Source organism: Candidatus Phytoplasma citri, from assembly GCF_002009625.1.
Lineage (GTDB): Bacteria > Bacillota_I > Bacilli_A > Acholeplasmatales > Acholeplasmataceae > Phytoplasma > Phytoplasma citri.
Genome location: NZ_MWKN01000015.1, coordinates 1 through 25,589 on the forward strand (window position 1 = coordinate 1; position 25,589 = coordinate 25,589).

Annotated in this window: 41 protein-coding genes and 2 pseudogenes; 42 read left to right on the top strand and 1 reads right to left on the bottom strand. The window is 24.8% G+C overall.

Annotation, left to right across the window (positions count from 1 at the left end; genetic code table 11):
* Nucleotides 1–87: 87 nt before the first annotated feature.
* The 42 genes and pseudogenes from rsmH (at nt 88) to B2G44_RS00615 (ending at nt 25,146) form a co-directional block, all read left to right on the top strand.
* The gene (rsmH, locus tag B2G44_RS00415; RefSeq protein WP_078122892.1) at nt 88–954 is read left to right on the top strand and encodes a 16S rRNA (cytosine(1402)-N(4))-methyltransferase RsmH; all 867 of its coding nucleotides are present in this window, start codon (nt 88–90) and stop codon (nt 952–954) included.
* A 322-nt stretch (nt 955–1,276) separates the two neighbouring features.
* The gene (gene rpsJ, locus B2G44_RS00420) at nt 1,277–1,591 is read left to right on the top strand and encodes a 30S ribosomal protein S10 (RefSeq protein ID WP_078122893.1); all 315 of its coding nucleotides are present in this window, start codon (nt 1,277–1,279) and stop codon (nt 1,589–1,591) included.
* A gap of 90 nt (nt 1,592–1,681) precedes the next feature.
* Nucleotides 1,682–2,347: a 50S ribosomal protein L3 gene (rplC, locus tag B2G44_RS00425; RefSeq protein WP_078122894.1), complete on the top strand. Its 666-nt coding sequence runs from the start codon at nt 1,682–1,684 to the stop codon at nt 2,345–2,347.
* Complete coding sequence (gene rplD / locus B2G44_RS00430) at nt 2,340–2,975, top strand: 50S ribosomal protein L4 (RefSeq protein ID WP_078122895.1); 636 nt, start codon at nt 2,340–2,342, stop codon at nt 2,973–2,975. The genes rplC and rplD overlap by 8 nt, the downstream gene beginning before the upstream one ends.
* Entirely contained in the window at nt 2,968–3,261 is a 294-nt protein-coding gene (rplW, locus tag B2G44_RS00435; protein WP_078122896.1) for a 50S ribosomal protein L23, read from the top strand. The genes rplD and rplW overlap by 8 nt, the downstream gene beginning before the upstream one ends.
* 69 nt (nt 3,262–3,330) lie before the next feature.
* On the top strand, nt 3,331–4,161 hold the full coding sequence (gene rplB / locus B2G44_RS00440) for a 50S ribosomal protein L2 (protein WP_078122897.1): 831 nt from the start codon (nt 3,331–3,333) through the stop codon (nt 4,159–4,161).
* Nucleotides 4,162–4,179: 18 nt separating this feature from the next.
* Entirely contained in the window at nt 4,180–4,461 is a 282-nt protein-coding gene (rpsS, locus tag B2G44_RS00445; RefSeq protein WP_078122898.1) for a 30S ribosomal protein S19, read from the top strand.
* A 29-nt stretch (nt 4,462–4,490) separates the two neighbouring features.
* On the top strand, nt 4,491–4,835 hold the full coding sequence (gene rplV, locus B2G44_RS00450; RefSeq protein ID WP_078122899.1) for a 50S ribosomal protein L22: 345 nt from the start codon (nt 4,491–4,493) through the stop codon (nt 4,833–4,835).
* Nucleotides 4,836–4,859: 24 nt separating this feature from the next.
* Nucleotides 4,860–5,576, top strand: coding sequence for a 30S ribosomal protein S3 (gene rpsC / locus B2G44_RS00455; protein ID WP_078122900.1), 717 nt, complete (start codon nt 4,860–4,862; stop codon nt 5,574–5,576).
* Nucleotides 5,577–5,638: 62 nt separating this feature from the next.
* The gene (gene rplP / locus B2G44_RS00460) at nt 5,639–6,058 is read left to right on the top strand and encodes a 50S ribosomal protein L16 (RefSeq protein ID WP_078122901.1); all 420 of its coding nucleotides are present in this window, start codon (nt 5,639–5,641) and stop codon (nt 6,056–6,058) included.
* A complete protein-coding gene (rpmC, locus tag B2G44_RS00465) occupies nt 6,055–6,246 on the top strand; it encodes a 50S ribosomal protein L29 (protein WP_078122902.1) in 192 nt (63 codons plus the stop codon). Before rplP ends, rpmC begins: the two co-directional genes overlap by 4 nt.
* A gap of 440 nt (nt 6,247–6,686) precedes the next feature.
* The gene (gene rpsQ / locus B2G44_RS00470) at nt 6,687–6,953 is read left to right on the top strand and encodes a 30S ribosomal protein S17 (protein ID WP_078122903.1); all 267 of its coding nucleotides are present in this window, start codon (nt 6,687–6,689) and stop codon (nt 6,951–6,953) included.
* A complete protein-coding gene (rplN, locus tag B2G44_RS00475) occupies nt 6,950–7,330 on the top strand; it encodes a 50S ribosomal protein L14 (protein WP_078122904.1) in 381 nt (126 codons plus the stop codon). The genes rpsQ and rplN overlap by 4 nt, the downstream gene beginning before the upstream one ends.
* Nucleotides 7,331–7,341: 11 nt before the next feature.
* Entirely contained in the window at nt 7,342–7,689 is a 348-nt protein-coding gene (gene rplX, locus B2G44_RS00480) for a 50S ribosomal protein L24 (RefSeq protein WP_078122905.1), read from the top strand.
* Between the two features lie 19 nt (nt 7,690–7,708).
* Complete coding sequence (gene rplE / locus B2G44_RS00485) at nt 7,709–8,260, top strand: 50S ribosomal protein L5 (RefSeq protein WP_143325091.1); 552 nt, start codon at nt 7,709–7,711, stop codon at nt 8,258–8,260.
* A gap of 18 nt (nt 8,261–8,278) precedes the next feature.
* Nucleotides 8,279–8,548 carry a 30S ribosomal protein S14 gene (gene rpsN, locus B2G44_RS00490; RefSeq protein ID WP_078122906.1) on the top strand — a complete coding sequence of 90 codons (270 nt, stop codon included), beginning with the start codon at nt 8,279–8,281 and terminating at the stop codon, nt 8,546–8,548.
* A 28-nt stretch (nt 8,549–8,576) separates the two neighbouring features.
* Entirely contained in the window at nt 8,577–8,957 is a 381-nt protein-coding gene (gene rpsH, locus B2G44_RS00495; protein WP_078122907.1) for a 30S ribosomal protein S8, read from the top strand.
* 25 nt (nt 8,958–8,982) lie between these two features.
* A complete protein-coding gene (rplF, locus tag B2G44_RS00500; RefSeq protein ID WP_078122908.1) occupies nt 8,983–9,528 on the top strand; it encodes a 50S ribosomal protein L6 in 546 nt (181 codons plus the stop codon).
* Nucleotides 9,529–9,548: 20 nt separating this feature from the next.
* Nucleotides 9,549–9,902, top strand: a complete 354-nt coding sequence (gene rplR, locus B2G44_RS00505) for a 50S ribosomal protein L18 (protein ID WP_078122909.1) — start codon at nt 9,549–9,551, stop codon at nt 9,900–9,902.
* A 36-nt stretch (nt 9,903–9,938) separates the two neighbouring features.
* Complete coding sequence (gene rpsE, locus B2G44_RS00510) at nt 9,939–10,463, top strand: 30S ribosomal protein S5 (RefSeq protein WP_078122910.1); 525 nt, start codon at nt 9,939–9,941, stop codon at nt 10,461–10,463.
* On the top strand, nt 10,460–10,642 hold the full coding sequence (gene rpmD / locus B2G44_RS00515; RefSeq protein ID WP_078122911.1) for a 50S ribosomal protein L30: 183 nt from the start codon (nt 10,460–10,462) through the stop codon (nt 10,640–10,642). Before rpsE ends, rpmD begins: the two co-directional genes overlap by 4 nt.
* Before the next feature lie 47 nt (nt 10,643–10,689).
* Nucleotides 10,690–11,127: a 50S ribosomal protein L15 gene (gene rplO / locus B2G44_RS00520; protein WP_078122912.1), complete on the top strand. Its 438-nt coding sequence runs from the start codon at nt 10,690–10,692 to the stop codon at nt 11,125–11,127.
* Nucleotides 11,128–11,152: 25 nt separating this feature from the next.
* Nucleotides 11,153–12,415 carry a preprotein translocase subunit SecY gene (gene secY, locus B2G44_RS00525; protein WP_078122913.1) on the top strand — a complete coding sequence of 421 codons (1,263 nt, stop codon included), beginning with the start codon at nt 11,153–11,155 and terminating at the stop codon, nt 12,413–12,415.
* An 80-nt stretch (nt 12,416–12,495) separates the two neighbouring features.
* Nucleotides 12,496–13,242 carry a type I methionyl aminopeptidase gene (gene map / locus B2G44_RS00530; RefSeq protein WP_078122914.1) on the top strand — a complete coding sequence of 249 codons (747 nt, stop codon included), beginning with the start codon at nt 12,496–12,498 and terminating at the stop codon, nt 13,240–13,242.
* Nucleotides 13,243–13,265: 23 nt separating this feature from the next.
* Entirely contained in the window at nt 13,266–13,490 is a 225-nt protein-coding gene (infA, locus tag B2G44_RS00535; protein ID WP_420887398.1) for a translation initiation factor IF-1, read from the top strand.
* Between the two features lie 22 nt (nt 13,491–13,512).
* Nucleotides 13,513–13,629, top strand: a complete 117-nt coding sequence (gene rpmJ, locus B2G44_RS00540) for a 50S ribosomal protein L36 (RefSeq protein ID WP_078122916.1) — start codon at nt 13,513–13,515, stop codon at nt 13,627–13,629.
* A 22-nt stretch (nt 13,630–13,651) separates the two neighbouring features.
* Nucleotides 13,652–14,050, top strand: a complete 399-nt coding sequence (gene rpsM / locus B2G44_RS00545) for a 30S ribosomal protein S13 (RefSeq protein WP_078122917.1) — start codon at nt 13,652–13,654, stop codon at nt 14,048–14,050.
* 8 nt (nt 14,051–14,058) lie between these two features.
* On the top strand, nt 14,059–14,451 hold the full coding sequence (gene rpsK / locus B2G44_RS00550; RefSeq protein ID WP_078122918.1) for a 30S ribosomal protein S11: 393 nt from the start codon (nt 14,059–14,061) through the stop codon (nt 14,449–14,451).
* Between the two features lie 13 nt (nt 14,452–14,464).
* Nucleotides 14,465–15,430 (top strand): DNA-directed RNA polymerase subunit alpha, encoded by a 966-nt coding sequence (locus tag B2G44_RS00555; protein ID WP_078122919.1) that lies wholly within the window; start codon nt 14,465–14,467, stop codon nt 15,428–15,430.
* Between the two features lie 50 nt (nt 15,431–15,480).
* The gene (gene rplQ, locus B2G44_RS00560) at nt 15,481–15,837 is read left to right on the top strand and encodes a 50S ribosomal protein L17 (RefSeq protein ID WP_078122920.1); all 357 of its coding nucleotides are present in this window, start codon (nt 15,481–15,483) and stop codon (nt 15,835–15,837) included.
* Between the two features lie 124 nt (nt 15,838–15,961).
* On the top strand, nt 15,962–16,783 hold the full coding sequence (locus tag B2G44_RS00565; protein ID WP_078122921.1) for an energy-coupling factor ABC transporter ATP-binding protein: 822 nt from the start codon (nt 15,962–15,964) through the stop codon (nt 16,781–16,783).
* Nucleotides 16,759–17,634: an ATP-binding cassette domain-containing protein gene (locus tag B2G44_RS00570; protein ID WP_078122922.1), complete on the top strand. Its 876-nt coding sequence runs from the start codon at nt 16,759–16,761 to the stop codon at nt 17,632–17,634. The genes B2G44_RS00565 and B2G44_RS00570 overlap by 25 nt, the downstream gene beginning before the upstream one ends.
* Nucleotides 17,618–18,619 (top strand): energy-coupling factor transporter transmembrane component T family protein, encoded by a 1,002-nt coding sequence (locus tag B2G44_RS00575; protein ID WP_078122923.1) that lies wholly within the window; start codon nt 17,618–17,620, stop codon nt 18,617–18,619. Before B2G44_RS00570 ends, B2G44_RS00575 begins: the two co-directional genes overlap by 17 nt.
* A gap of 93 nt (nt 18,620–18,712) precedes the next feature.
* Nucleotides 18,713–19,333 (top strand): dTMP kinase, encoded by a 621-nt coding sequence (gene tmk / locus B2G44_RS00580; protein WP_078122924.1) that lies wholly within the window; start codon nt 18,713–18,715, stop codon nt 19,331–19,333.
* 5 nt (nt 19,334–19,338) lie between these two features.
* The gene (locus tag B2G44_RS00585) at nt 19,339–20,283 is read left to right on the top strand and encodes a hypothetical protein (RefSeq protein ID WP_078122925.1); all 945 of its coding nucleotides are present in this window, start codon (nt 19,339–19,341) and stop codon (nt 20,281–20,283) included.
* A 21-nt stretch (nt 20,284–20,304) separates the two neighbouring features.
* On the top strand, nt 20,305–21,153 hold the full coding sequence (gene rsmI / locus B2G44_RS00590) for a 16S rRNA (cytidine(1402)-2'-O)-methyltransferase (protein ID WP_078122926.1): 849 nt from the start codon (nt 20,305–20,307) through the stop codon (nt 21,151–21,153).
* Nucleotides 21,154–21,193: 40 nt separating this feature from the next.
* Nucleotides 21,194–22,753 (top strand): class I tRNA ligase family protein, encoded by a 1,560-nt coding sequence (locus tag B2G44_RS00595; protein WP_078122927.1) that lies wholly within the window; start codon nt 21,194–21,196, stop codon nt 22,751–22,753.
* 138 nt (nt 22,754–22,891) lie between these two features.
* The gene (locus tag B2G44_RS00600) at nt 22,892–23,425 is read left to right on the top strand and encodes a hypothetical protein (RefSeq protein WP_078122928.1); all 534 of its coding nucleotides are present in this window, start codon (nt 22,892–22,894) and stop codon (nt 23,423–23,425) included.
* Nucleotides 23,426–23,962: 537 nt separating this feature from the next.
* Complete coding sequence (locus tag B2G44_RS00605) at nt 23,963–24,202, top strand: hypothetical protein (RefSeq protein WP_257616345.1); 240 nt, start codon at nt 23,963–23,965, stop codon at nt 24,200–24,202.
* Between the two features lie 354 nt (nt 24,203–24,556).
* Nucleotides 24,557–24,646, top strand: a pseudogene (locus B2G44_RS02415) (SVM family protein); the annotation flags it as partial.
* Nucleotides 24,647–24,649: 3 nt separating this feature from the next.
* Nucleotides 24,650–24,793 carry a hypothetical protein gene (locus B2G44_RS02420; protein WP_257616346.1) on the top strand — a complete coding sequence of 48 codons (144 nt, stop codon included), beginning with the start codon at nt 24,650–24,652 and terminating at the stop codon, nt 24,791–24,793.
* A 137-nt stretch (nt 24,794–24,930) separates the two neighbouring features.
* Nucleotides 24,931–25,146: an SVM family protein gene (locus B2G44_RS00615; RefSeq protein ID WP_078122930.1), complete on the top strand. Its 216-nt coding sequence runs from the start codon at nt 24,931–24,933 to the stop codon at nt 25,144–25,146.
* Here the strand turns inward: B2G44_RS00615 and B2G44_RS00620 are convergent.
* Nucleotides 25,092–25,589: pseudogene (locus B2G44_RS00620) on the bottom strand (reverse transcriptase/maturase family protein); the annotation flags it as partial. The gene B2G44_RS00615 and the pseudogene B2G44_RS00620 overlap by 55 nt on opposite strands.

Sequence of the window (25,589 nt, forward strand, 5' to 3'; positions counted from 1 at the left end):
GCGTTGTGCTTGGAAACTTGCTTGTCCGGTTTGGACGGGGGCTGATTGTAAATAAAACAGCAAATACAAATCGCTGCATAAAACGCAATTAATCTATCCGTATTTTATGTTGATGCTACTTTAGGTGCAGGTGGTCATAGCCATGCTATCTTGAATAAATTAACTAGTGGCATTTTATACTCATTTGATCAAGATATTAAAGCTATTAAACAATGTCAACAAAGGTTTATTAATTATCAAAATATTTTTTTAATAAATAAAAATTTTGCTTGTTTATATGATGAATTATTAGCACGTAAAGTAAATATGATTAATGGTATTGTTTTTGATTTAGGATTATCATCATTACAAATTAATGATAATACGAGAGGTTTTAGTTATTTACGTAATAATTTTTTAGATATGAGAATGAATTGTAGTAATCCTATTACTGCTCAATATATTTTAAATAACTATTCTTTAGAAGAATTGCAAAAGATTTTTCAAATTTATGGCGAAGAACCAAAATCTCGTATGATTGCTAAAGAAATTATTAAAAATAGACCATTATATACGACTTTTGATTTAGTTAAAATTACTGATAAATTTAAAAATTTTCGTAATAATCGCGGACATAGTGCTAAAAGAGTTTTTCAAGCTTTGCGCATAGAAGTTAATCAAGAATTAAAATGTCTACAATTAGCTTTAGAACAAAGTTTAAAATTATTAAAAAAAGATGGAATTATATTAGTAATTAGTTTTAATTCTTTGGAAGATCGTGTAGTAAAAAAGTTTTTTAAAAAAAATAGTTCTTATGATTTAGTGTGGTCTAGTTTACCTGTTCAAAATAAAGATTTGCCAACTCCTGCCTTGAGAATTATAAATAAAAAGGTTATGCGCCCTTCTTATGAAGAACAAGAGTTTAATTCTTGTAGTCATTCGGCTAAACTCAGAATAGCTATCAAAAATATATGAAAATAATATTTTTTATATTTTTGTCAAAAATTATATTTTTATTAGAAAATTTTTTTGTTGATATAAATAGATATATTTTTTTATGATATAATGATAAATGTGTATATTCTGTGAATATTTTATATTATTTGAGGTAATTTCGGAATAATATAAAATATTTTATTTTTTAATTTAAGGATTTTTACAATAAATTAAATTATTATTTTATGTTAATAAAATTTTTTTATATATGCTGTTATATTTAACAAAAATTAAAAATTTATATATGTAAATATCAAATAAATATTTTATTTATCCTAAAATAGGAAAGGTAATCTAAGGGATGAAAAAAAAGTCAGAAATTTTTCAAATTTGTTTAAAAACTTATGATTTTAAAATGTTAGAATCAACTGTTAAAAAGATTATTGATAGTATTGTTGCTACTGGAGCCGAAATTAAAGGACCTATACCATTGCCTACTCGTAAAGAAATATTTACTGTTTTGCGTTCTACTTTTGTTCATAAAGATAGTCGAGAACAATTTGGCCGTTTTACACATAAACGTTTAATTCAAATTATTAATCCTAATGCTAAAACTATTGATGCATTAACGCGTATTAATGTTCCTAAATCAGTTGATATTAGTATTAAACAATAATATAATAATTTAAATTAATTTTAATTTTTTTATATGTATATTTAATATTTTTATATTTTATTATTATTTTAAAAGGAGATATTGTTTAACATGTCTAAAGGAATTTTAGGACGAAAAATAGGTATGACTCAGTTCTTTGATCATGATCAAGGTTTAGTAATTCCTGTTACTATTGTTCATGTCGCTAATAATGTTGTTGTGCAACAAAAAAAAATAGAAAAAGATGGTTATCAAGCGACACAATTAGCTTTTGCAACTAAAAAAGAAAAAAATATGACAAAACCACTTAAAGGTCATTTTAATAAATATAATTCTTCCCCTAAATTTTTTGTACGTGAGATTTCTTTTAATCATAACAACTCAAATAAATTATCAGAATTAAAACCAGGACAAATTTTAGATATTAATATTTTTAATTCTGGAGATTTTATAGATGTAACGGGAGTTAGCAAAGGTAAAGGTTTTGCGGGAGTTATTAAAAAATATAATCAAACTATTGGTCCGAAAAGTCACGGTTCGCGATTTCATCGTAGACCAGGTTCTAATGGCCCTATTAAAGGTAATCAAAAAGGAAAGCATTTACCTAGTCAAATGGGTTTTCAAAAAGTGACTATTCAGAATTTGAAAATTATATCGGTAATATCAGATAAAGATGTTATTTTAATTAAAGGCAGCATCCCTGGACCTAACAAAGGTTTTGTGATGATTAAAACAGCCGTTAAAAAAATTAATAAAGAGGCTATATCTCATGCTTAAGTGTAACGTGATTAATATACATGGTCAACCATGTGATGAAATAATTTTATCTAATAAAATTTTTGGAGTTAAATTGCATCAACAAGCAATTTATGATGTAATTAATCAACAAAGAGCTGCTAAAAGGTTGGGTAATCATAAAACTAAAAATCGTGCTGAAGTTTCAGGAGGAGGTCGTAAACCTTGGGCTCAAAAAGGAACGGGTAGATCGCGTCAAGGAACTATTCGTTCTCCTATTTGGCGAGGTGGAGGACATGCTTTTGCTTTGCAAAAAAGAGATTATCATTTTAAAATTAATGCTAAAGTTAGAAAAATAGCTTTTTATTCGGCTTTATCTTGGCATTTGAAAAATAATACTTTAATCATTTTAGATTCTTTAGATTTAAAAAATTCTAAAACTAAAGAATTTACTAAATTATTAACTGAATTAAAAATCAATTTAAAACATAAAATTTTAATTGTAGTTCCTGAATTAACTGAGTATTTAATTAAATCTACTAATAACTTATCTCAAGTAATGTTAGAAAGTGTGACTCATTTTAGTGTTTATCAAATTTTTCAAGCAAAATACTTAATGATTACTCGTCAAGCAATTAATTATTTGGAAGGAAAAGTTGTTAATGAATAAATATTATAAATATATTAAAGATCCTATAATCACTGAAGCAACTAATAAACAGATGGAATTGCATAATAAATATTTTTTTAAAGTTGAAAAAAATATTAATAAAATAGAAATTCGAAAAGCTATAGAATATATTTTCAAAGTAAATGTTATGTCTGTTAATATTATTAATGTTTTGCCAAAATTTAAAAGAAAAGGTAAATATTCAGGTTACACTTCGGCTTATAAAAAGGCTATTGTAAAGGTTGTTCCGGGACAAAGGATTAGTGATTTTAGCGAAATTAAATGATTTTAAATTTTATCAATTACAAAATTTTTTTAAATTATATGAAATAAATTAAAGGAAAATAGGTTAATTATGTCTATCAAAAAATACAAACCTACCTCTAATGGCCATAGAAATATGCAATTGCAAAGTTTTTCTGAACTTACTACCTCTAAACCAGAAAAAAAGTTATTATTTTTTAAAAATAATACAGGAGGACGCAATAATCGAGGTGTCATTACCGTTAGAGGTCATGGGGGCGGAGCAAAACAAAAAATTCGTCTTATAGATTTTAAAAGAGATAAAGATGGAATTTTAGGTAAAGTTGCTACTATTGAATACGACCCTAAAAGAAATGCTTATATTTCTTTGATTCATTATCGAGATGGCGAAAAAAGATATATTTTATCTTTAAAAGGATTAAATGTTGGTAGTTATGTTTCATCCGGTTTAGGTTCGGAGATTAAGGTAGGAAATGTTTTACCTCTCAAAAATCTTCCTATTGGTTCAGTTGTAAGCAATGTAGAATTAAAACCTGGTAAAGGTGGACAATTGGCTCGTGGAGCTGGTTCTTGCGCTACTATTGTATCGCGTGAAGATAAATATGTTGTTTTAACTTTACCTTCAGGAGAAATTCGTAAAGTTTTAGCTACTTGTAGAGCTACTATAGGTGCTATAGGAAATGATACTTATAAATTAATTCGAAATGGCAAAGCAGGAAGATCTCGTTATTTAAATAAAAGACCTAAAGTTAGAGGTACTGCTATGAATCCTAATGATCATGCTCATGGTGGTGGAGAAGGTCGTAGCCCTATTGGATATGTTTCTTCTAGAAGTTATACTGGTAAACCTGATCGTGGTATCAAAACACGTAAAAAAAATAAAAAATCTACAAGTTTAATTTTAAAACGTCGTAAAAAATAAGGAGCATAATAGCAAATCATGAGCCGTTCTATTAAAAAAGGTTTTTTCGCCGATCATAATTTATTATCTAAAGTGATGCAACAAGAAAAACAAAAAATTAAAAAAACTATAAAAACTTATTCTCGTGATACTAGTATAATACCTGAATTTGTTGGTTATAAGATTTCTGTACATAATGGAAAAGATTTTACAGATTTATTTATTACCGAAGATATGGTAGGCTATAAATTAGGTTCTTTTGCTTTTACTCGTAAATATGTAGTACATGTTAAAAAAGATAAAAGTTCGCAAAAAAAATAAAATTCTAGGAAAGCGAGAAAATTTATAAAATGTTGAACAATGATGTAAAAGCTATCGCTAAGCGAGTTCCGATAGCTCCTAGAAAAGTACGTTTAGTTATTGACTTAATTCGTTATAAAAATATTGAAGAAGCTCAAGCTATTTTGGAATTTACTCGCAAAGCTGCTTCTATAGTAGTTTCAAAATTATTAAAAAGTGCCGTTTCTAATGCTGTTAATAATTTTAATTTTAATATTAATAATTTATATGTTAAGAAAATTTTTGTTAATCAAGGTGTTAGAATGAAACGCTTATTACCTAGAGCTAAAGGTAGAAGTAATCAAATTCAAAAAAATACTAGTCATATTACTATTTTTTTAGCTCAACAAAAATAGAATCAGAAAGAAAGGTAGCATTTAATGGGTCAAAAGAGTAGTCCTATTGTTTTAAGATTATCATTGCTTCGTAATTGGGCATCTAATTGGTATTCAGAAGATAAAAAAGTGCCTTTGTTAATTCATGAAGATTATAATCTTAGAAAATTTATTAATAATTATTATCCTTTGGGAACTATTGCTCGTGTGGAAATTCAACGTTTTAAAAAAGATAATGAAGAAAATATTGAAATTTTTTTGCATACTCCAAAAATAGGAGTTGTTATAGGTGCTGATAATAAAGAAAAAAATAAATTAGTTCAAGAAATATATAAATTAATTAAAAAGAATATTAATATTAATGTTATTGAAGTTAAAAATCCTGATAAAGTAGCTTCTTTAATAGCCCAAAATATAGCTGCACAATTACAACAAAGAGCTTTTTTTAGAGCTGTTAAAAAGATGTATATTCAAAAAGCTTTAAAAGCAGGAGTTAAGGGGATTAAAATTAGCCTTAAAGGTCGTTTAAGTGGGGCTGAAATCGCTAGAACAGAAACTACTATTAAAGGTATTTTGCCCTTAGGAACTTTTCGTTCTAAAATTGATTATGCATACGTTGCTGCTAAAACTATTCATGGAGTTTTAGGTGTTAAAGTTTGGGTTTGTGATGGTAATTATGCTACTCAAGATTATCAAGAAAGTTCTAAAAAAATATCTCACGAAAATATATCTAATGCAAAAGCAGAAAATTCAGCAAAATAAATAATTTTTTAATAAGTTATTTATAATCTAATAATCATCTTAAATAAAAGAGGTAATTTTTTATGTTAATGCCGAAAAAAACTAAATATCGTCGTTTACATCGTTTAAGTTACGAAGGAAAAGCCAAAGGTCAAACTAGAATTTTGAATGGTAACTATGGTTTAGTAGCTCAACAAGGCCATTGGATTAGTAATCGACAAATTGAAGCTGCTCGTATAGCTATGACTCGTCATTTAAAAAGAGAAGGTAAAGTGTTTATTAATATTTTTCCTAATTTGCCAATTACTGAAAAAAAATTAGTTCGAATGGGTTCTGGTAAAGGTAACGTAGTTAATTGGGTAGCTGTTGTTAAACGTGGTACTGTGATGTTTGAAGTTCGCGATTTAAATAATATAGAAAAATTTGAAAAAGAAGCTTTAAGATTAGCTTCACATAAACTTCCTATTAAAACTAAAATTGTTGCAAAAGGGGAACTAATATGAAAATTAATGAAATTCGTAAAATGGGAATGGATGAAATTTTTAAAAAGCTTGAATCTTTTCAAAAAGAATATTTTGAAAAACATTTTCAATCAGGATTATCAAAATTAAAAGATACTTCTGTAATACGTAAAATTCGTAAAAATATTGCCCGTTTAAAAACTGTTATTCGGGAACAAAAAAATAAATAAATTTTATCCTAATAGTTATTATTTAAATTTTTATAAGTTTAAAATATACAAGCTTAAAAAAAATAATAATAAAATTAATAATAAAAATAAATATTAATTAAATATTATTAGGATATTTTAAATTAAAAGATAAAAAAGACATAATAACGTGATAAAATAAATCAGCACTGTTTATTTAAAATTAAAAAATATTTAAAAAATTAGATATGGTTTAAAACATTAGAAATTTTAGAATATATTTAGTTCTTTATAATTTTTAAAATTGAAGAAAAATTCTTTTTGTATTAATTATTTATAAATTTGTTTTCGATATAATATTATTATTTCTAAATTTATTATATTATTACTTTTACATTTTTTGATATAACTTGTATTAAACAATTTATTTTTAATATATTATTAAATGATATTTAATGTTAACAAGGAGGATTAAAATATAAATGCGTAATGTGAGAAAAAAACTTTCAGGTATGGTTGTGTCTGATAAAATGTCTAAAACTATAACTGTAGCTGTTAAATATGATAAACAGGATTCATTATATGGAAAAAGTGTCAAAAAAATTAGTAAATTTTATGTTCATGATCCTAATGAAGATGCTAAAATAGGTGATATGGTTTCCATCGAAGAAACTCGTCCTTTATCAAAATTAAAAAGATTTCGTTTAGTAAAAATTTTACGTTCTGTTACGAAGGTGTCTGATTTATGATTCAAGTTAATACACGTTTAAAAGTTTCAGATAACAGTGGAGCTAAAGAAGTTTTAGTGATTGGTATCCCAGGGGATACTGGTAAACGTTATGCTTACATTGGTGATTTAGTTACGGTTTCTGTTAAAAAAACTACTACTACTAGTTTAATTAAAAAAGGTAGTATTTCTAAAGCTCTTATTTTAAGAACCAAATATGGTTTTAAAAGCAAAAATGGTAGTTATATTAAATTTGATGATAATGCAGTTGTTATGGTTAAAGATGATATGACTCCGAGAGGAACTAGAATTTTTGGACCTGCTATTAGAAATCAAAATTTTCAAAAAAATAATTTTTCTAAATTTATATCTTTAGCAGAAGAAGTTTTAGTGATATGAGGTTGTTATAAATGCGTATAAAAAAAGGTGACACAGTAGCTATTATTTCTGGTAAAGATCGTTATGTTATAGATCCTAATAGTCAAAAAAAAGTATTTCGTACAGGAAAAGTTATAAAAGTTTTTTTTAAAGAGCAAAGGGTTTTAGTGGAAGGTGTAAATATTGCTATTAAACATAAAACTTCTGCCAATGATAATGACCAAAAAGGTCAAATTATTAAAGAAGAAATGCCTATTCACGTTTCAAATGTGGCTCTAATCGATCCGGATTTAAAAATTCCCACTCGTGTAGGATTTCGTTTTGATTCAGATAAAAAAGTTCGTTATTCTAAAAAAACAGGTTTAGCAATTATTACTTGAATAAAAAAGGTTAAATAATATGGAAATTAATAAAAATAATAATTATACAAAAAATAATACTTTTTTAGCTTTAAAAGAAATTTTTAATGTTCATTCTATTATGCAAGTCCCTAAGATAGAAAAAATCGTGATTAATGTAGGTCTTGGAAAAGCTGCTTCAGATGCTAAATTTTTAGCTGATTGTCGCCAACAATTAGCTTTAATTAGTGGTCAAATTCCTATTAATACCGAAGCCAAAAAATCTATTTCTAATTTTAAATTACGAACTAAAGAAATAATTGGTTTAAAAGTAACTTTGCGAAGTCATAGAAAAGAGTTTTTTTTAAATAAATTGATTCATATTGTTTTGGCGAGAATTAAAGATTTTTCGGGACTTTCCTTAAAATCTTTCGATGGTAAAGGTAATTATAATTTAGGAATCAAAGAACAAATTATTTTTCCGGAAATTAGTTTGGATCAAGTAAAAAGAAATTTTGGCATGGATATTTGTATAGTTACTACAGCTTCTAACGATCAACAAGCTAAAAAATTATTAGATTTTTATGGAATGCCTTTTAAAAGGATAAAATAAAAATAGGAGTTAATGTAAATGGCTAAGAAATCTAAAATTATTAAAAATTTAAAACAAAAAGAAATATTTTTAAAATATTCTCGTATAAGAGCAGAATTAAAACAAAAAAAAGATTATCAAAGTTTAGCTAAATTACCTGTCAATTCTTCTATTGTTCGTTGCAAAAATATAGATAAAATTGATGGTAGAGCTAGGGGTTATATGCGAAAATTTGGTTTATCTCGTATTAATTTTCGTTTATTAGCGAATAAAGGTGAAATTCCCGGTATTATAAAAATGAGTTGGTAAATATAAAAGGAAGTACAGTTATAAAATTATGGTAATGACAGATACTATTGCTGATTTATTAACAAGAATTAGAAATGCTAATGCAATGAAATATGATGAAGTTTGCGTACCTTGTTCGAATTTAAAAATTAGAATGTTAGAAGTACTTAAAAAAGAAGGATTTATTATTAATTTTAATATAGATAAAAAACTTAATAAGATTATTATTTATCTAAAATATAATAAAGAAACTAAAGAAAGTGTAATTAAAGGATTAAAAAGAGTTTCTAAGTATGTTTCAGTTCAAGAGATTCCTAAAGTAAGAAATGGTTTTGGAATAGCTTTAATTTCTACTTCTCGAGGTATTTTAACTGATTATGAAGCTTCATCATTAAATGTGGGAGGACATTTATTAGCTTATATTTGGTAGTAATTTTAATGAAGGAGAAATATTTATGTCACGGGTAGGAAGGAAAATTATTTCGATTCCGGAAGGTGTTGTTGTAGAAATTAAGCCAGATAATCAAGTTTTAGTTTCATCTTCACAAGGTAAATTAGAATTTCAATTTAATTCTTGTTTAAGTATTATTAAGAAAGATAATATTATTACTATTACAAGACCTAATAATAATAATTTTATGAAAAAAATTCATGGCACTACTAGGGCTTTATTGAATAATATGGTTCAAGGAGTTAAAAATTTATTTTCTAAAGAACTTAAAATTACAGGTTTAGGTTATTCGTGTACAGTAGAAGAAGATAAATTAGTTTTTAAATTAGGTTATTCTCATGATATTATTATGAATATTTTACCTAATTTGATAGTAGAAGTGAATAAACAAAATAATTTAATAATTATTAAAGGCGTTGATAAACAATTAGTAGGTGAATTTGCCGCAAAAATAATATCTCTTGCGAAACCAGAGCCTTATAAAGGGACAGGAATATATTATGTTGGCGGTTACATCCATCGTAAAGCTGGTAAAAGTGCTAAAAAATAAAAAAGGAATTTATTCGGTTTATGATTAAAAAAGAATCTTCTCAACTTTTAAGACGCAAACGTCATTTACGTTTAAGAAAAAAAATTGTAGGTAGTTCACAAAAACCCCGTTTAAATGTCTCTTATTCTAATAGATATTTTTATGTTCAAATTATTGATGATAATTTAGGTATTACTTTATGTAGCGTTCATAGTAAACATATTAATTATAATATTATTAATACTAAAGTAGCTTCAGAAATTGGCAAAATAATTGCTCAAAAAGCTTTGGCAAAAGGTATTAAAAATGTTGTTTTTGATCGGGGTGGATATCTTTATCATGGTCGCATTAAAGTTTTAGCCGATTCTGCTCGAGCAGAAGGTTTAAATTTTTAATAATATGTTCAGTTATTTAAAAAAATGGAGACATTTATGAAAAGAGAATTATCTAATAAAAAAAAATTTTCTTCATTAGAAGAGAAAATAGTAAAAATTAGTAAAATTGTTAAAGTTGTTAAAGGTGGTCGTCGCTTTCGTTTTTCTGCTTTAGTTGTAGTAGGTGATCAAAAAGGTAATGTTGGATTTGCTTCTTGTAAAGCGCAGGAAGTGTTAGAAGCTATCAAAAAAGCTGTCGAAAAAGCTAAAAAAAATTTGTTTTGCGTTGCTTTGAATGGTACCACTATTCCTCATGAAATTATAGGTCGTTTTGGAGCTACTAAATTTTTTTTAAAACCAGCTTCTAAAGGGACAGGTATTATAGCAGGAGGAACGGCGGCAAGATCAATTTTTAAATTAGCAGGTATTACAGATATTATTACAAAAACTTTTGGTTCACGTACACATATTAATGTTTTAAGAGCTACAGTTAACGGATTAAAACAGTTAAAAAATATAAAAGATGTGGAAAAACTTAGGGGCATTACATTACAAAATCGTATTAGAGGAATTGCTAAATGAATAATATTCAAATTAAGTTATGCAGAAGTTTAATCGGAAGAAATCCTAAACAAATAAAAACAGCTCATGCATTAGGATTGAAAAAGATTAATCAAATAGTTATTAAGGAAGAAAATGCTGTATTAAAGGGGATGTTAAACATTATTAAGCATTTAATTTCAATTAATAAAAATTTTTAATTTTGAAAAAGATTATTTTGGATTAAACAAGAGAGGAGAGTGTTTATATGTTGAATTCATTAAAACCTGTGCATAAAGCGCGTAAAAGTATTAAGCGCTTAGGTAGAGGTCCAGGCAGTGGATTAGGTAAAACTTGTGGTCGTGGTCATAAAGGACAATTAGCTCGTTCTGGTGGAAAAACACGTGCAGGTTTTGAAGGCGGTCAAACTCCTTTTTTTCAACGTATCCCAAAACAAGGTTTTTATAATGTTAATAAGAAAAAATATTCTTTAGTTAATCTTGAAGATTTAGAAATATTTGAAAATGATACTTTAATAACTCCCGAATTATTAATGGAACATAACAAAATTAAAAAAAATAATGATTTAATTAAAATTTTAGCTAAAGGCAATTTAACTAAAAGATTAATAGTACAAGCTGTGAAATTTTCTAAAAAAGCAAAAGAGGCTATTATAAAATCTGGAGGAAAAATTCAAGTTATATAAAATTAAATAAAAAAGGTAAATTTTAATGAGCATGTTAGTAAATTTTATTAAAGATAAAAAACATATTATAAATAAAATTTTTTTAACTTTATTTATTATTTTTATTTATGTAATTGGTTTAAACATATACATCCCTTTTATACCTCTTAATATTTTACAATTTGCACAATTAAAAAAATTATTATTAAGAGATCTTTCTATATTTAATAGTTCTATGCCTATATATTTTCTTTCTTTAGGAGTGATGCCTTATATTACTGCTTCTATTATTATACAAATTGCTAATAAAATTTTTCCCTTTTTAAAAGAATGGCATGAACAAGGTTCTATTGGAAAATATAAAATTAATTTTATTACTAGATTGCTTACTTTAATAATAGCTTTTGGTCAAGGTTTAGCTTCTATTATTCGCTCTCAACTTTTTGATGTGGCTCAACAAAAAATTTTAGTTTTGCAAGTAGTATTTTTTTTAGTAGTTGGTTCTTTTATTTGTATTTGGTTATCAGATTTAATTACGAATAAAGGTATAGGTAATGGAGTTTCTATTTTTATAGTTATAAGTATAAGTGAAAATTTATCTAAAAGTTTTAAATCTTTATTTTCAAATGATGCATTTTTCAGTACAAGTCAAAAAATTTTAGTTTTATTATCTTTTTTAATTTTATTAATTTTCACTATTATTTTATGTTCTTCTTATTTGAAGATTCCTATTAGTTATGCTACATACAAACGAAATGATACAATTCAAAATCATATCCCTTTAAAAATTAATACTTCTGGGATTTTACCTATTATTTTAGCTAATACTTTTCTTAATATTTTTCCAACTATAGGTGCTTTTTTATCTAATGATAATTATTTTAAAACATTTATTATTCAGTTGCAAGAATCACAATATTATTATTTAGGTTTAGGTTTTTTTGTTTATCTTTTATTGATTTTGTTATTCTCATTTTTTTCTGTTTTTATAATGTTAGATCCTTATGACATTGCTAATCATTTATCTAAACAAGATGCTTATTTGGATGGAGTTAAACCGGGACAAGAGACTGTTTATAAAATTACAAAAAAATTATTTAAAATTACCCTTATGGGAGCTTTTTCTTTGACAATATTAGCAGCTTTACCTGATATAATTAATTTTATTTTCTTTAGCAAATTAAATCGTTTTGCTACTTTTAATTTAGGAGGAACTAGTCTTATAATTATAGTGGGGGTAGCTATTGAAATTGTACAAAAAATTACAGCTAGTACTAATGTGAATAAATTATACAATAAATTATTTTAATTTTATTAATTATTATTTTTATTACTTTTAAGAAATAAAAATTTATTTATTAAAATATATAAAATGGAATCAATTATTTTATGTTCACTGTTAAAAACAAAGATGAAATCGCTATAATGAAAATGGCAGGCAAAATTTTATCCCAAATTAAGACAAAATTAATTTTTTTTTTAAAAGAAGGTATATCCACAGGTAAGTTAGATTTTTTGGCTAATAAATTTATGCAAGAGTATGAAGTGATTTCTGCTTTTAAAAATTATGATGGTTTTCCAGGACATATTTGTACTTCTGTGAACGATGCAATAGTTCATGGAGTACCTTCTGATCAACAAATTTTAAAAAATGGTGATATTATAACTCTAGATTTAGGAATTAAATATAAAGGTTATTTTGTAGATGCTGCTTTTACATATGCTATAGGCAATATTCCTGATAAGACTATTAAATTATTGAAAGATACTCAAGAAGCTTTGTATAAAGGTATTGAGCAAGTTCGTCCGGGTAATCGAATATCAGATATTTCGAAGGCTATTTTTAAAATTGGTAGTTTGAATGGTTATGGTATTATCGAAAGTTTTTCTGGTCATGGCATTGGTAAATTTTTACATGAAAAACCTTATATTTTTAATTTTAATTTTGTGGAAAAAGATTATGTATTAGTGCCAGGAATGACTTTTTGTATTGAACCAATGTTTACTTTGGGTAGTAAAGAAGTTCAAATACTTTATGACGGTTGGACAGCAGTTAGCAAAGATAATAGTTTGAGCGCTCATTTTGAACATACTATTGCAGTTACTTCTCAAGGTTATGAAATTTTAACATTATAAATTTGTAATAAAGGGGGTTTTTTTTGGGATATTATATGGAAAAAATAAGTATAGATGCTTCAGTTATCGGAACATTGCCGGGAGCTAAATTTAAATTGGAATTACCTAATAAAAAAAATATAATAGCTTGTATTTCGGGTAAAATACGTAAAAATAATATTCATATTTCTTTAGGTGATAAAGTGAAAGTAGAATTTAGTTCAGATTCCAAAGATATAGGTCGTATTGTTTATCGTTATAAGTTATAAATTGTAAAGGAATCTTAAAATTATGAAAGTTCGTGCATCTGTAAAAAAACGTAGTGCCGATGATATTATTGTTCGACGTAATAAAAAAGTATTTGTTATTAACAAAAAAAAACGTCGTCATAATCAGAGACAGGGTTGATACAGAAAGGAGTATATTTTAAATGTTAAGAATTGCAGGAGCAGATATTCCTGGTACTAAAAGTATTTTAATTGGTTTAACTTATATTTATGGTATAGGAATTAAAACATCTCGTAAAATTTTGCAATCCATTAATATTGATGGTAATATTCGAGTAAAAGATTTGCAAGAATCTCAATTAACCGCTATTAGGACAGAAATTAATAAATTAAATGAAAAAGGTTTACTCAGAAGAGAACTTGCTTTAATGAATATCAAAAATTTAATAGCTATTAATTCTTATAGAGGTAGAAGGCATAATTTAGGGTTGCCAGTAAGAGGGCAAAATACCCGTAACAACGCCAAAACATCTAGAAAAAATCGGCAAGTAAATTTGTCAGATTCAGTTAAAAAAAATAATAATCTCAAAAAAAGAGGATAATTTAATTTATGTCTTCAAAAAAACAAACAAAAAAAGATAAAAAAGTTAAAAAAAATATTCCTGTAGGAATTATTCATATTAAAACCAGTTTTAATAATACTATTATTAATTTTACAGATGAGCAAGGTAATACTATTGTACAAAAAAGTGCTGGTAATTTAGGTTTCCGTGGTAGTCGTAAAAGCAATTTATTTGCTGCTCAGCAAGTGGCTAAAAGTGTTGCTGAAATAGCTACTAAAACTTATGGCGCTAAAAGTGTAGAAGTACGTTTTAATGGTATTGGTCTTGGCCGTGATACTGTTTTAGCTTTTAAAGAAGCGGGGTTATTTGTTTCATGTTTTAAAGAAGCTACCCCTGTTCCTCATAACGGTTGTAGACCTCGTAAACGTCCTCGTGGATAAAAAGGATATTGACATGACAAAATTACAATTTTTAAAACCTATAATGCAAATTCAAGAAAAAGAAAATTCTAATTCTAATTGTAGTATTTTTATTATTCAATGCTTATCTTCTACTTATGGTAATACTTTAGGAACACCTTTAAGAAGAATTTTACTTTCTTCTTTGCCAGGGATTGCTATTGTTAATGTTAAAATTGAAGGTGTTAAACATGAGTTTAGTTTTATAGAAGGTATTACTGAAGATGTAATGACTATTTTATTGAATTTAAAAGGAGTAATTTTAAGTTCTGATTATGATTCTATAGAAGATTTTGAACAAAAATTGGAAATAGATGTAAAAGGTCCTAAGGAAGTTACAGCATCAGATTTTAAACCTGTTGCTGGAATTAAAATTATCAATCCTTCTCATGTAATAGCAACTTTAAGTTCAAATGCAAAATTAAAAATGGAAGTCACTGTTCGTAGAGGTATCGGTTACAAAGGATCTGAAGAAAATAAAATTTATAATCGTGGTGAATTTGGTGTTATCGCTATAGATTCTATATATACTCCTATTGTTCGTAGTACTTTTCATGTAGAATCCAAATTAGGTAATAAAGAAGAATTAATTTTAGAAATTGAAACTAATGGCGCTATTACCCCTAAAAAAGCTTTAGCTTTAGCAGCTAAAATTTTATTAGATCATTTAGCTGTTTTGGTCGAATTATCAGAAGAAACTCAAAAAATTAATTTTATTCAAGAGCCTGAAAAATCTCATCATAATCATGCATTAGATTTTAAAATTGAGCAATTAGAATTATCAGTCAGATTATTGAATAGTTTAAAAAAATCTAAAATTTTTACTGTTCGAGAATTAGTTAGTCATCAAGAAGAAGAAATTACTAAATTAAGTAGTTTAGGAAAAAAATCTTTCGAAGAACTTAAAGAAAAAATGAAGAATCTAGATTTGCATTTTGGTATGTTAAATAAATTAGAATAATTTGGATAAAATTATAAAAATATACAAAGAAAGAGGAAAATTATTTTATTATGAGTTTTAGCAAATTAAGACGTAATAAATCTCAAAAAAAATCTTTATTAAAAAATTTAGTATCCAGTTTAGTAATATCTGAACAAATAACTACCACTTTACCAAAAGCTCAAGAATTACGTCGTACGATGGATAAAGTTATTAATTTGACTAAAACATCAAATTTAGCTAATCACAGAAGAGCTTTAAATTTATTTTTTAATCAAAAATTTAGTAATAATCAAACAATTTTACGTAAGTTAGTTAAGGAAATTTCGCCTAAATATAATGATAGATTAAGCGGTTATACGCGTATTATTAAAACTGAATTTCGTCGTGGTGATTCTGCTCCTATGGCTATTATTCGTTTTGTTTGAATTAAATATTTTTATATTTTTGATTAATATTTATAAGTTATTTTATTCTATTTAATTTTTAATTTTAATTAAAATTTATAAATATAATATAAAACCAAAAATATTAGAGTTTTTAGGGTAGATTATGATTGTTGTTGAAAATTTGTATTTTAGTTATAAAGATGTTGAAATTTTACAAAATTTAAATTTTTGTATTAATTCTGGAAAATGGATTTCAATTATAGGTGGTAATGGTTCAGGCAAATCTACTTTAGCTAGAATTTTGGTTGGTTTATTACCGATTTTAAAAGGTAAAGTTATTATTGATAATATTGTTTTAACAGAAGAAAATTTATTTTTATTACGTGCTCGTATGGGTATTATTTTTCAAAATCCAGATTATCAATTTATTGGTTGTGATGTAAAACATGATATTGCTTTTGGATTAGAAAATCAAAATTTATCTCGTGAAGTGATGGAAAAAAAGATTTTTAATATTGCTCAAAAGTTGAATATTTTGCATTTATTGGATTGTAATCCTCAAGAATTATCTGGAGGTCAAAAACAACTAGTAGCTATTGCATCTGTTTTGGTTATGGAACCGAAAATTATAATTTTTGATGAACCTACATCCTTTTTAGATCCTCAAGGGACCCAAGAAATTTATAATCTTATCGAAGATATTCATCAAAATAATAATATAACTTTAATTACTATTACACATGATTGGGAATTTGCCTTTCGAAGTGATGAAATTATTTTTTTACAAAAAGGTAATCTTTTAAAAAAAGATATTCCTATTAATTTTATGAAAGATGAAATATTTTTAAAAAATAATTTTATCCATTTGCCTTTATTTTTGAAACTTTATTATAGATTACAACAAGATTTTAATCGCTTATCAAAACCACCTATTATTTTGTCTAAATTGAAGGATTTTTTATGGCAATACAATTTAAAGATGTAAGTTTTTCTTATGATAAATATAGCATTTGTGCTTTAAATAAAATTAATTTATCTATTAATCCGAATCAAGAATTTATTGCTATTGTTGGTCCTACAGGTTCAGGAAAATCTACATTAGTACAAATAATGAATGGTTTGTTATTGTCTGAAGTAGGTATAGTAAAAATTTTTAATAAAATTATTAATTATAAAACTTCTTCAGCATTTTTGAATAATATAAAGCGGAAAATAGGTTTAATTTTTCAATTTCCTGAATATCAATTGTTCGAATCTACTGTTTTAAAAGACGTTTTGTTTGCTTTTACAAGTGATATTAATAAAAATTCTAACGAATTAAAAATAAAAGCTATAAAAATCTTAAATAAAGTCGGAATTAGTAGTAATTTTATGAACATTTCTCCTTTTAAGTTATCCGGAGGTCAACAAAGAAAAGTTGCTATTGCAGGAATTTTGATTATGGAACCTCAGATTATTATTGCAGATGAACCAACAAGAGGATTGGATGCTCAAGGTTATACAGATATAATGAAAATTTTTAAAGATCTTTATCAAGTAGAAAAAAAAACAATTATTTGTATTACTCATGATATGAATTTAGTAGCTCAATATGCTACTCGTGTTATTTTTATGGAAAAAGGTCATATTATTTTTGATAATTCTAAAGAATTTTTTTTTAAAACTTTTAAATTGCATAAATTTAATTTATATGAACCTAAAACTTTTAGTCTTTTAAAATTAATGCAAAAATCTTTTGATATTCCTTTTCATCCGGTTTATTCTGAAAAGGAATTTTTAGCTTATTTACGTAAATTTTATACAGGCGGAATTGAAAGATATGATAAAAACAAATGATAAAAATAATATAGTATCATATCGTAATAGTTTTTTTTTATATTCAATTCATCCTGCTGTTAAAATATTTATTTTTTTTTGTTGGTTAAAAATTATTTTAGGTTTAAATTTTGCATTAAATTTTATACATAAAGACTTGATAAATATTTTTTTTTATATAATTATATTAATAGTTAATTTTTTCTTAATATTTTGGTTGTTGCAAAAAACTAATTATTCGTGGGTAAAATTGCTTAAGAAATTTTCACATTTAAATTGGTTAATTATATTGAGTTTAATTTTGAATTTATCTACTGTTTCTAAATCAAGCGATGATATTAAAATTTTCATGTGGAATAACTTTTATATTTGGTGTTTAATTACTTTATTATTTTTTATTTTTAAATATTATTTTGCAAATGGTTTTTATAGTTATTTTTTTCTGATAATAATTTTTTTATTACCTCGTTTTTTCTTTTCTCGAAATTGGTTCATTAATGAAACTCAAATATTATTTTTATCTTCAAATTATATATGGAAAACTTTTTTTGTTATTATACGTATTTTAATGATTTTTTTAGTTTTTGCTTTATTTGCTGAGACAACTTCTTTTATGGAAATAAACGATGGATTAGAATTTATTTTAAAACCTCTTAAAAAAATTAATTTTCCTTTAGAAACTTTAACTATGTTATTATCATTAATTTATATGTTTATACCTTTTTTATTATCGGAATCAAAAAAAATAATAAAAGCACAAACTTCTCGAGGTATTGATTTAAATACTCAAAATATTTTTAAAAAAATTTATTATTTTATTGCTTTATTAATACCAATTTTTGTTCTTTCTTTTCAAAAATCTTCGATTTTAGCTAATGCTATGGAATCGCGAGGTTATGTTTTAGGAGCTCCACGAACGAAATTAACTTATTATTATATGAGTTATCTTGATTATTTGATATTATTTTTTCATTTATTATTATTGTGTTGGAGTTTTTTTGTTTGATTTTTAATCATTTATAATTAAGATTTTAATCAGTAATTTTTAGTTAAAATTTATTTATTTTTTATTTTAATGCGGAAGTTAAAGGTAAAAATTATGTTTATTTCTTTTGAAGGCGGAGATGGCGTTGGCAAAACAACTCATGTTTTTTCTTTATTTCAAACTATTAAAAAGCGATATCCAGTAATTATGACTAGAGAACCTGGTGGTTGTAATTTAGTTAAATCTATAAAACAAATTTTAATTAATACTCATAATAAAATTGATTTTGTAACAGAATCTTTATTATACGCAGCAGATAGAACAGAACATCTTCAACAAGTTATCAAACCAGCTTTATCAGATAATAATATTGTTATTTGTGATCGATATTTAGATTCTTCTTTTGTTTATCAAGGTTATTTGAGGAAATTAGGTATTAAATTTATTCGGCAAATTAATTATTTAGCTTATAAATTATTGCCTGATATTACTTTTTATTTAGATTTGGAACCGGAAATAATTTTAAAAAGATTATATGATCGAAGTAAATCTAAATTAGAAGGATTTGACGCGCAAAAACTATCTTGGCACCAACAAATTAGAGATGGTTATTTAAAACTTTGCCATTTATATCCAAAAAGAATTTTTAAAATTAATACTAATAATCTTTCTTTTGAAGAAGTTCATATAATTATTTTGAATAAATTACGTGAATTATTTAGATTAAATATATAAATATTATGTCTAATAATTATTTAATAGAATATTTTAGAATGTTAATGCGTGATCAAAAATTATCTCATTTATATTTGATAGAAACTAATTTGAATGCTCAAATGAAAAAATCATTAATTATAGATTTAGTATATGAATTTTTGCAAAAAGATAATATTAAACCTGATGTTTTAAAAAAAATGATTATAGAAAATAGTTATCCTAATTTTTATTATTTACGTGATGATAAAAATTTTTCTGTTGGCAAAGAACAAATTTTAGAAATGTATAATTATTTTACACAAACTTCTTTAATTCAAAAAAAAAAAATTTATGTTATAGAATCTATAGAAAAGGTTAGTTATAATGCGGCTAATAGTTTGCTTTATTTTTTAGAGAATCCTATAAACGAAAATATTTTAGGTATTTTATTCACTGAAGATCGTAATTTAGTTTTACCTACTATTGTTTCTAGATCACAATTTTTATGTTGGTATCCTTATTCTCAAAATTCTTGTTCGAATGTTTTGGATTTGCAAAAAGATATTTTGGATAAAATATTATTGAATTTATTAAAAGAAGTTAATAAACAAGAAATTTATTTATTGAATAAAAATTATTTTTTTAATTTGAAAAAATTTTTTTTAATTTTTTTGGAAAATTTTCAAAAAAAATCTTTTTCTAATCAATTATTGTATGAAACATTTAATTTAATGATTTATGAGTATTTTTTTAGTGATTTTTTGTTTATATTAAGTAATTTTTTTATAGATTTATTATTTTATAAAAAAAACCACAAAACTAAGCATAATTTTCCGAAATATTTGTTTCAAATAGGTAATTTAATTTCTTTATCGGAAATAGAAATTATAAATTGGTTAAAAATTTTTAATGATTTAGAACCTATAAGTTTAAAAATGGAAAATAAATTTTGTTGGTTAGCTTTAATTTTAGAAATTAAAAAAAAATAATAATTATGATGGATATGAATTATGTTATACATTCAAAAAACTTTTCAAGAGAAAAAATCTACTTTATATTTAGTTGCTACTCCTATAGGTAATATGTCAGATTTAACTTTTAGAGCTTTAAATATTTTAAAACAAGTAGATTGTATTTTGGCCGAAGATACTCGTCAAGCTTATAAAATTTTGAAATTTTATAAATTCGAGAATAATTTATTGTCATTACATCAATTTAACGAAAAACAAAGAATTTCTCAAGTTTTATCTTTATTGCGGCAAAATAAAGATTTAGCTCTTATTAGTAATGCAGGCACTCCTTTGATTAGTGATCCAGGTTTGTTATTAGTTCGTGAAGTACAAGCATCAGGTTTTTACGTATGTCCTTTACCGGGAGCTTCTGCTGTTACAACTTCTTTTAGCATTTCTACTTTCTCTTTACCTTTTTTATTTTTAGGTTTTTTTCCAAAAAAAAGAATACAAAAAGAAAATATTTTATTAAAATATCGTTTTTTCGAAGGAGCTTTAATTTTCTTCGAATCTCCTTTACGTTTGTTAGAGACTTTGTTATTGATTCAAAAACTTTATGTTCACAGGAATATTAATTTATCTAAAGAATTAACTAAAAAATTTGAAACTATTATTTGCGGAGATATTAATGAAATTTTGCAAGAAAAAGAAAAACTATCCTTAAAAGGTGAATATGTAATCATTATTGATAAAAACAAATTTTTGTCACCATTTCAAGATTTAACTTTGGAAGAACATTTTTTACTTTTACTGAAACAAGGTTATTCTCGGAAAGAAGCTTTGAGTTTTTTATCTAGAGAACGTAAGATATCTAAAAAACAAATTTATAATCAATTTCAGATAAAATAATGTTAAATTAGAATTTAAGGAGTAATTAAAATTAGTTTATATGGTTTCAAAAGATAAATTTTTTATTACTACTTCGATTGTATACACTTCATCTTTGCCTCATATAGGTAATGTTTATGAGATTATTTTAGCAGATGCTATATCACGTTTTAAAAAAATGGAAGGATATTCTGTTTTTTTTCAAACAGGAACAGATGAACATGGTCAAAAAATAGAAAATAAAGCTTTAATACATAAAATGTCTAATCAAGAATATGTTGATTATATTTCTAATGAAATTAAACAAATTTATGATTCTGTTAATATTCAATATGATTATTTCATTCGTACTACTGATGAAAAACATAAGAAATATGTTCAAAAATTTATAGATCAATTATTCCAACAAAAAGATATTTATTTAGGAGTTTATCAAGGCTGGTACTCTATCGCTGAGGAAAGTTATGTTTCCGATAAAGATTTAATTGATAATAAATTACCTAGTGGCGAAACTCCGATTTGGATGAAAGAAGAAGTTTATTTTTTTAAATTATCTAAATATCAACCAATTTTATTGCAATATTTAAAAGATCATCCTGATTTAATTAAACCAGTTTCGCGTAGAAAAGAAATTTTAAATTTATTAAAAGAACCTTTGGCAGATTTATCAATTTCAAGAACTTCTTTTAGATGGGGAATCCCTTTGCCTTTTGATAATGAACACATCACTTATGTTTGGTTTGATGCTTTAAGCAATTATATTACAGGTTTATTAAAATTTCCGCAATCAAATGATGATCAACTCTGGCATGAAGATTTAAATTTCGTTAAATATTGGCCACCTGATTTGCAAATTATAGGTAAAGATATTGTGAGATTTCATTTAATTTATTATTTGAGTTTTTTATTTGCTTTAAAATTACCTTTGCCTAAACAATTTTTAATTCATCCTTGGATTTTATTTAATAATCGCAAAATGTCTAAATCGACTCAAAATGTAGTTTATGTAGATGATTTAAATAAAATTTTTCCTATTGATGCTATTCGTTATTTTGTTTTACATGAAATTCCATATGTTTCTGATGGTTGTTTAACTTATGATTTAATGTTTGAACGTTATAATACGGATTTGATAAATACTATTGGTAATTTATTAAGTCGTTCTCTAGGTATGTTAAAAAAATATTGTGATAATAAAGTTATTAAAGTCAATAATTTTGAAAATGAATTAGGATTAAAATTATCAAATTGTGCTCTTTCGGTTTTACCAAAAATTCGTTTATGTATGAAAGATTTTAAAATATCTGAAGCTATTGAACATATTATGAATTTGGCACGTTATGGTAATAAATATATTGATTTAATAAAACCATGGGAATTATTTAAAAGTAATTCGTCTCAAGATATTGATAAATTAAATTATTGTTTATATAATACAATAGAAATTTTACGTTTTATTGGTGTTTTATTACAACCTTTTTTGCCAACTACAGCTAAATGTATTTTAGATCAAATTCAATCAGAAGAAAATACTTTTGAAAGTTTAAAATTTTTCGGCATTACCAAAAATAAAATTTTAGTCGGTAATAAAGATAAACTATTTCAGCGTTTCGAAAAATAAAATTAAAAATTTTTTTAATTAATCATTTTTATTTAGACATAAAAAAATTTTATTATTTAGGTAAATAAACCTAAAAAAAGTCTAATTTTCTTTTTATAATATCAAATTGTAAATCGAATTATTTAAAAAGGATTTTAAATGAGAATAATACCTTATGAATTGTATCCGTATGCCCCTGATATTTCTTTATGTGCTTTAAGAAAAGAATTTGGTATGTATGATTATTGTTTAAACAAAAATATTAAAAACAAAGCTATGCAACCTTTTTTAGATTTAGGTCGTAATTATTTTAATTTGTCTATTAATAAATGGGTTTTAGAAATGCATCAAAGAATTCATTATGTTAATAGTTTTCATGATTTTTATGCTAAAAATCATAATTATACAATCGTTAATACAAATTTTTTAGTAATTTTAGAATGTTGTTTACAATGGGAATTAAAAAGGTTTATGCCTCATAATAAAAATATATCATGGTATATAATTATTAAATCTTTCTTATCCGTTGATAATCAAAATAATTTATACGATTTATTATCTTTAGATATGTATCAATATTTAAAAAACTGGTATTGTGATAATTTTATGTTTTCCAATAAGCAAGGAAATTTAAAACCTAAAAATCTTGATATGAAAAAAGTAATTTTATTTTTTAAAAAAAATTTATTTTAATATTTTATTTGATAATAAAATTATAAATAGATTGATAATATCATTAAAGTGCTAAAGAGGATTAAATATCAAGTAAATTAACCAATTACCAGGAGATAATCTTGATGGAAAGGATGAATTAATATTTAGCTAAATCTGAAGATAAAACTGAATTCAAAATTCAATATACTATAAAAAAGATGACAGTTAATTATATTTATATGTAAAATTCCAAAAAAATAACACGAAAGTCCAATTAATATTGGTCTAATCTTGAAATAAAAAGTTCCGAAACAATTCTTAGAATAAAAACAAGATTATTACTTTGGTTACGTTCGCTTTCACAATTATTATTTCTTATTATTAAAAACAAACTTGCTAACAAAGACAAAATTGTCTATTTTCAATTTATGACCATTAAAAATTTATCGGAACCCCCAAAAAAACTCTAACTTAGTTTGTTACATCAAAGACCGTCATCCTTTCGATAGTTGGAATAAAAATGGCGATACTTACAATCATACCAGTTTAGACGGATTCAATGAAGCTTCTTTCGATATGAAAGACGATAGTCATTTATATTCAAATATCAATTTTGCAAAACAACAAAATAAAGTTCCAGATGGCAATTATTTAATCTTTAAATACCAAGGACCTAAAAACTTCTTAGATAAAGACGAAGACTATTATCTTGGTGGGTCTTTCGTTAGCTATGCTAACTTCAAATTAACCCATTTTCATCTCCACTTCAATCCAAAAAGAAAAACTTTATCCCTTTATCAAAATAAACATTATTAAATTACTGAAAGAAAAGATCCCTATTCCAAAAGAAACCACATTCGAAAATATTGCAGAATGATATAATGATAACAAAAAATGTCCTATGATGAAAGTCCGATATAACTTTGATGGATGAAATGGGGGGGACTATTATCAACAACAATTCGATAATAAAAAAATATCGGAGCTTTTGAATTAAAGAAAATCCAAGACCGCTTAAAAACCCAAAAGGAGCAAAATAACTTAGTTTATTACATCAAAAATTATATAATAAAATAAGCCGGCTCTGATGGGGGGGGGTTATTATAAAAAATTAATAACTTTCGATTTAATAAAACTAAAAGGAATAAAAATTAAACGAACTTTTATATAATATTTAAATTAAAAAAATATTTACTATTATTTAATATTATTTTATTTATTGGTTTAGGATTATTTTTAATAAAAAATAATAACTATCAAGTAATGGCCATGGAAGGTTTATTTAATGAAGAAATTCAAGAAATTAAAGATAAAGAAAATGAAGAAATAACAAATATTATAAGTAAAACAAATCTGATTATAATCATAAAAAATCTAAATGTGAATATTTTATTTTATAAAAAATAGCTAACAAAAAAAATAAATTGAATATAATAATTATATATCATAAATATTATTTCTAGTTTCAAAAATTAAAGTTAAAAAGTTTATTTTTATGTACATATTTAACAATTCAAAAAAAATAAAAGGAGATTCAATTAATAATGTTTAAATTAAAAAATCAATTTCAAATAATAATTATTTATTTATTTACTTTTTTAGGACTATTATTTATAACTAATAATTATTATGTTATGGCAATGGATAATAATGATGGTATATCTGAAAATAATTCAGTTATTGATAATCACATAGATGAATATAACTTTGTGGTTTTCCTTATACGAGTTTTATTAGTGGGGTTTACCTTAATCATGTAGGATAAAAACCTTGTTCCTTTTCTGGCCTTGACAATTTTTGATTTGTCCTTACTGATCGTAAGTTTTAAATCTTGTTCTAGCCATTGGACTACTTGAGTCTTAATCCTTTCCGCCTTTAACACCAATGATAAAATCATCAGCGTAACGGATGTATTTGACTCTTGTCTTTAGGTTTAGGTTGATCAGTGGAGGGTGCTGGTTTTTAAGCCATGCTTTCTTATATTCTGGGTTAATCTTCCTAATTGGCTTTCCTTCTTTAATCAGTTCCTCCATTTTCAGGTCGATGTCATGTAAATATACATTCGCTAGCAGGGGGGGAATAATTCCTCCTTGAGGAGAGACTGATAAAGATTCGTATTTGATTCCATCTTTCATGAAGCCAGCTCTTAGCCATTTGTTAATGGTTGAGAGAGAGTTTTATTCTTTTTGATGAACCGATTTAA

What these genes read in the sequence shown, in the direction of transcription:
- B2G44_RS00595 (WP_078122927.1), top strand. Translation starts at nt 21,194, where the DNA reads ATGGTTTCAAAAGATAAATTTTTTATTACTACTTCGATTGTATACACT.
- rpsK (WP_078122918.1), top strand. Translation starts at nt 14,059, where the DNA reads ATGTCTTCAAAAAAACAAACAAAAAAAGATAAAAAAGTTAAAAAAAAT.
- B2G44_RS00555 (WP_078122919.1), top strand. Translation starts at nt 14,465, where the DNA reads ATGACAAAATTACAATTTTTAAAACCTATAATGCAAATTCAAGAAAAA.
- rplC (WP_078122894.1), top strand. Translation starts at nt 1,682, where the DNA reads ATGTCTAAAGGAATTTTAGGACGAAAAATAGGTATGACTCAGTTCTTT.
- rpsM (WP_078122917.1), top strand. Translation starts at nt 13,652, where the DNA reads ATGTTAAGAATTGCAGGAGCAGATATTCCTGGTACTAAAAGTATTTTA.
- rsmI (WP_078122926.1), top strand. Translation starts at nt 20,305, where the DNA reads ATGTTATACATTCAAAAAACTTTTCAAGAGAAAAAATCTACTTTATAT.
- rplX (WP_078122905.1), top strand. Translation starts at nt 7,342, where the DNA reads ATGCGTATAAAAAAAGGTGACACAGTAGCTATTATTTCTGGTAAAGAT.
- rplW (WP_078122896.1), top strand. Translation starts at nt 2,968, where the DNA reads ATGAATAAATATTATAAATATATTAAAGATCCTATAATCACTGAAGCA.
- B2G44_RS02420 (WP_257616346.1), top strand. Translation starts at nt 24,650, where the DNA reads ATGGCCATGGAAGGTTTATTTAATGAAGAAATTCAAGAAATTAAAGAT.
- rpsH (WP_078122907.1), top strand. Translation starts at nt 8,577, where the DNA reads ATGGTAATGACAGATACTATTGCTGATTTATTAACAAGAATTAGAAAT.
- rplD (WP_078122895.1), top strand. Translation starts at nt 2,340, where the DNA reads ATGCTTAAGTGTAACGTGATTAATATACATGGTCAACCATGTGATGAA.
- B2G44_RS00565 (WP_078122921.1), top strand. Translation starts at nt 15,962, where the DNA reads ATGATTGTTGTTGAAAATTTGTATTTTAGTTATAAAGATGTTGAAATT.
- rpmD (WP_078122911.1), top strand. Translation starts at nt 10,460, where the DNA reads ATGAATAATATTCAAATTAAGTTATGCAGAAGTTTAATCGGAAGAAAT.
- rplV (WP_078122899.1), top strand. Translation starts at nt 4,491, where the DNA reads ATGTTGAACAATGATGTAAAAGCTATCGCTAAGCGAGTTCCGATAGCT.
- B2G44_RS00585 (WP_078122925.1), top strand. Translation starts at nt 19,339, where the DNA reads ATGTCTAATAATTATTTAATAGAATATTTTAGAATGTTAATGCGTGAT.
- rplO (WP_078122912.1), top strand. Translation starts at nt 10,690, where the DNA reads ATGTTGAATTCATTAAAACCTGTGCATAAAGCGCGTAAAAGTATTAAG.
- secY (WP_078122913.1), top strand. Translation starts at nt 11,153, where the DNA reads ATGAGCATGTTAGTAAATTTTATTAAAGATAAAAAACATATTATAAAT.
- rpsE (WP_078122910.1), top strand. Translation starts at nt 9,939, where the DNA reads ATGAAAAGAGAATTATCTAATAAAAAAAAATTTTCTTCATTAGAAGAG.
- B2G44_RS00605 (WP_257616345.1), top strand. Translation starts at nt 23,963, where the DNA reads ATGAAAGACGATAGTCATTTATATTCAAATATCAATTTTGCAAAACAA.
- B2G44_RS00575 (WP_078122923.1), top strand. Translation starts at nt 17,618, where the DNA reads ATGATAAAAACAAATGATAAAAATAATATAGTATCATATCGTAATAGT.
- B2G44_RS00570 (WP_078122922.1), top strand. Translation starts at nt 16,759, where the DNA reads ATGGCAATACAATTTAAAGATGTAAGTTTTTCTTATGATAAATATAGC.
- rpsN (WP_078122906.1), top strand. Translation starts at nt 8,279, where the DNA reads ATGGCTAAGAAATCTAAAATTATTAAAAATTTAAAACAAAAAGAAATA.
- rpmJ (WP_078122916.1), top strand. Translation starts at nt 13,513, where the DNA reads ATGAAAGTTCGTGCATCTGTAAAAAAACGTAGTGCCGATGATATTATT.
- rpsS (WP_078122898.1), top strand. Translation starts at nt 4,180, where the DNA reads ATGAGCCGTTCTATTAAAAAAGGTTTTTTCGCCGATCATAATTTATTA.
- B2G44_RS00615 (WP_078122930.1), top strand. Translation starts at nt 24,931, where the DNA reads ATGTTTAAATTAAAAAATCAATTTCAAATAATAATTATTTATTTATTT.
- B2G44_RS00600 (WP_078122928.1), top strand. Translation starts at nt 22,892, where the DNA reads ATGAGAATAATACCTTATGAATTGTATCCGTATGCCCCTGATATTTCT.
- rplB (WP_078122897.1), top strand. Translation starts at nt 3,331, where the DNA reads ATGTCTATCAAAAAATACAAACCTACCTCTAATGGCCATAGAAATATG.
- rplR (WP_078122909.1), top strand. Translation starts at nt 9,549, where the DNA reads ATGATTAAAAAAGAATCTTCTCAACTTTTAAGACGCAAACGTCATTTA.
- rplN (WP_078122904.1), top strand. Translation starts at nt 6,950, where the DNA reads ATGATTCAAGTTAATACACGTTTAAAAGTTTCAGATAACAGTGGAGCT.
- rpsJ (WP_078122893.1), top strand. Translation starts at nt 1,277, where the DNA reads ATGAAAAAAAAGTCAGAAATTTTTCAAATTTGTTTAAAAACTTATGAT.
- rpsQ (WP_078122903.1), top strand. Translation starts at nt 6,687, where the DNA reads ATGCGTAATGTGAGAAAAAAACTTTCAGGTATGGTTGTGTCTGATAAA.
- rplE (WP_143325091.1), top strand. Translation starts at nt 7,709, where the DNA reads ATGGAAATTAATAAAAATAATAATTATACAAAAAATAATACTTTTTTA.
- rplP (WP_078122901.1), top strand. Translation starts at nt 5,639, where the DNA reads ATGTTAATGCCGAAAAAAACTAAATATCGTCGTTTACATCGTTTAAGT.
- rpsC (WP_078122900.1), top strand. Translation starts at nt 4,860, where the DNA reads ATGGGTCAAAAGAGTAGTCCTATTGTTTTAAGATTATCATTGCTTCGT.
- rplQ (WP_078122920.1), top strand. Translation starts at nt 15,481, where the DNA reads ATGAGTTTTAGCAAATTAAGACGTAATAAATCTCAAAAAAAATCTTTA.
- map (WP_078122914.1), top strand. Translation starts at nt 12,496, where the DNA reads ATGTTCACTGTTAAAAACAAAGATGAAATCGCTATAATGAAAATGGCA.
- rplF (WP_078122908.1), top strand. Translation starts at nt 8,983, where the DNA reads ATGTCACGGGTAGGAAGGAAAATTATTTCGATTCCGGAAGGTGTTGTT.
- tmk (WP_078122924.1), top strand. Translation starts at nt 18,713, where the DNA reads ATGTTTATTTCTTTTGAAGGCGGAGATGGCGTTGGCAAAACAACTCAT.
- rpmC (WP_078122902.1), top strand. Translation starts at nt 6,055, where the DNA reads ATGAAAATTAATGAAATTCGTAAAATGGGAATGGATGAAATTTTTAAA.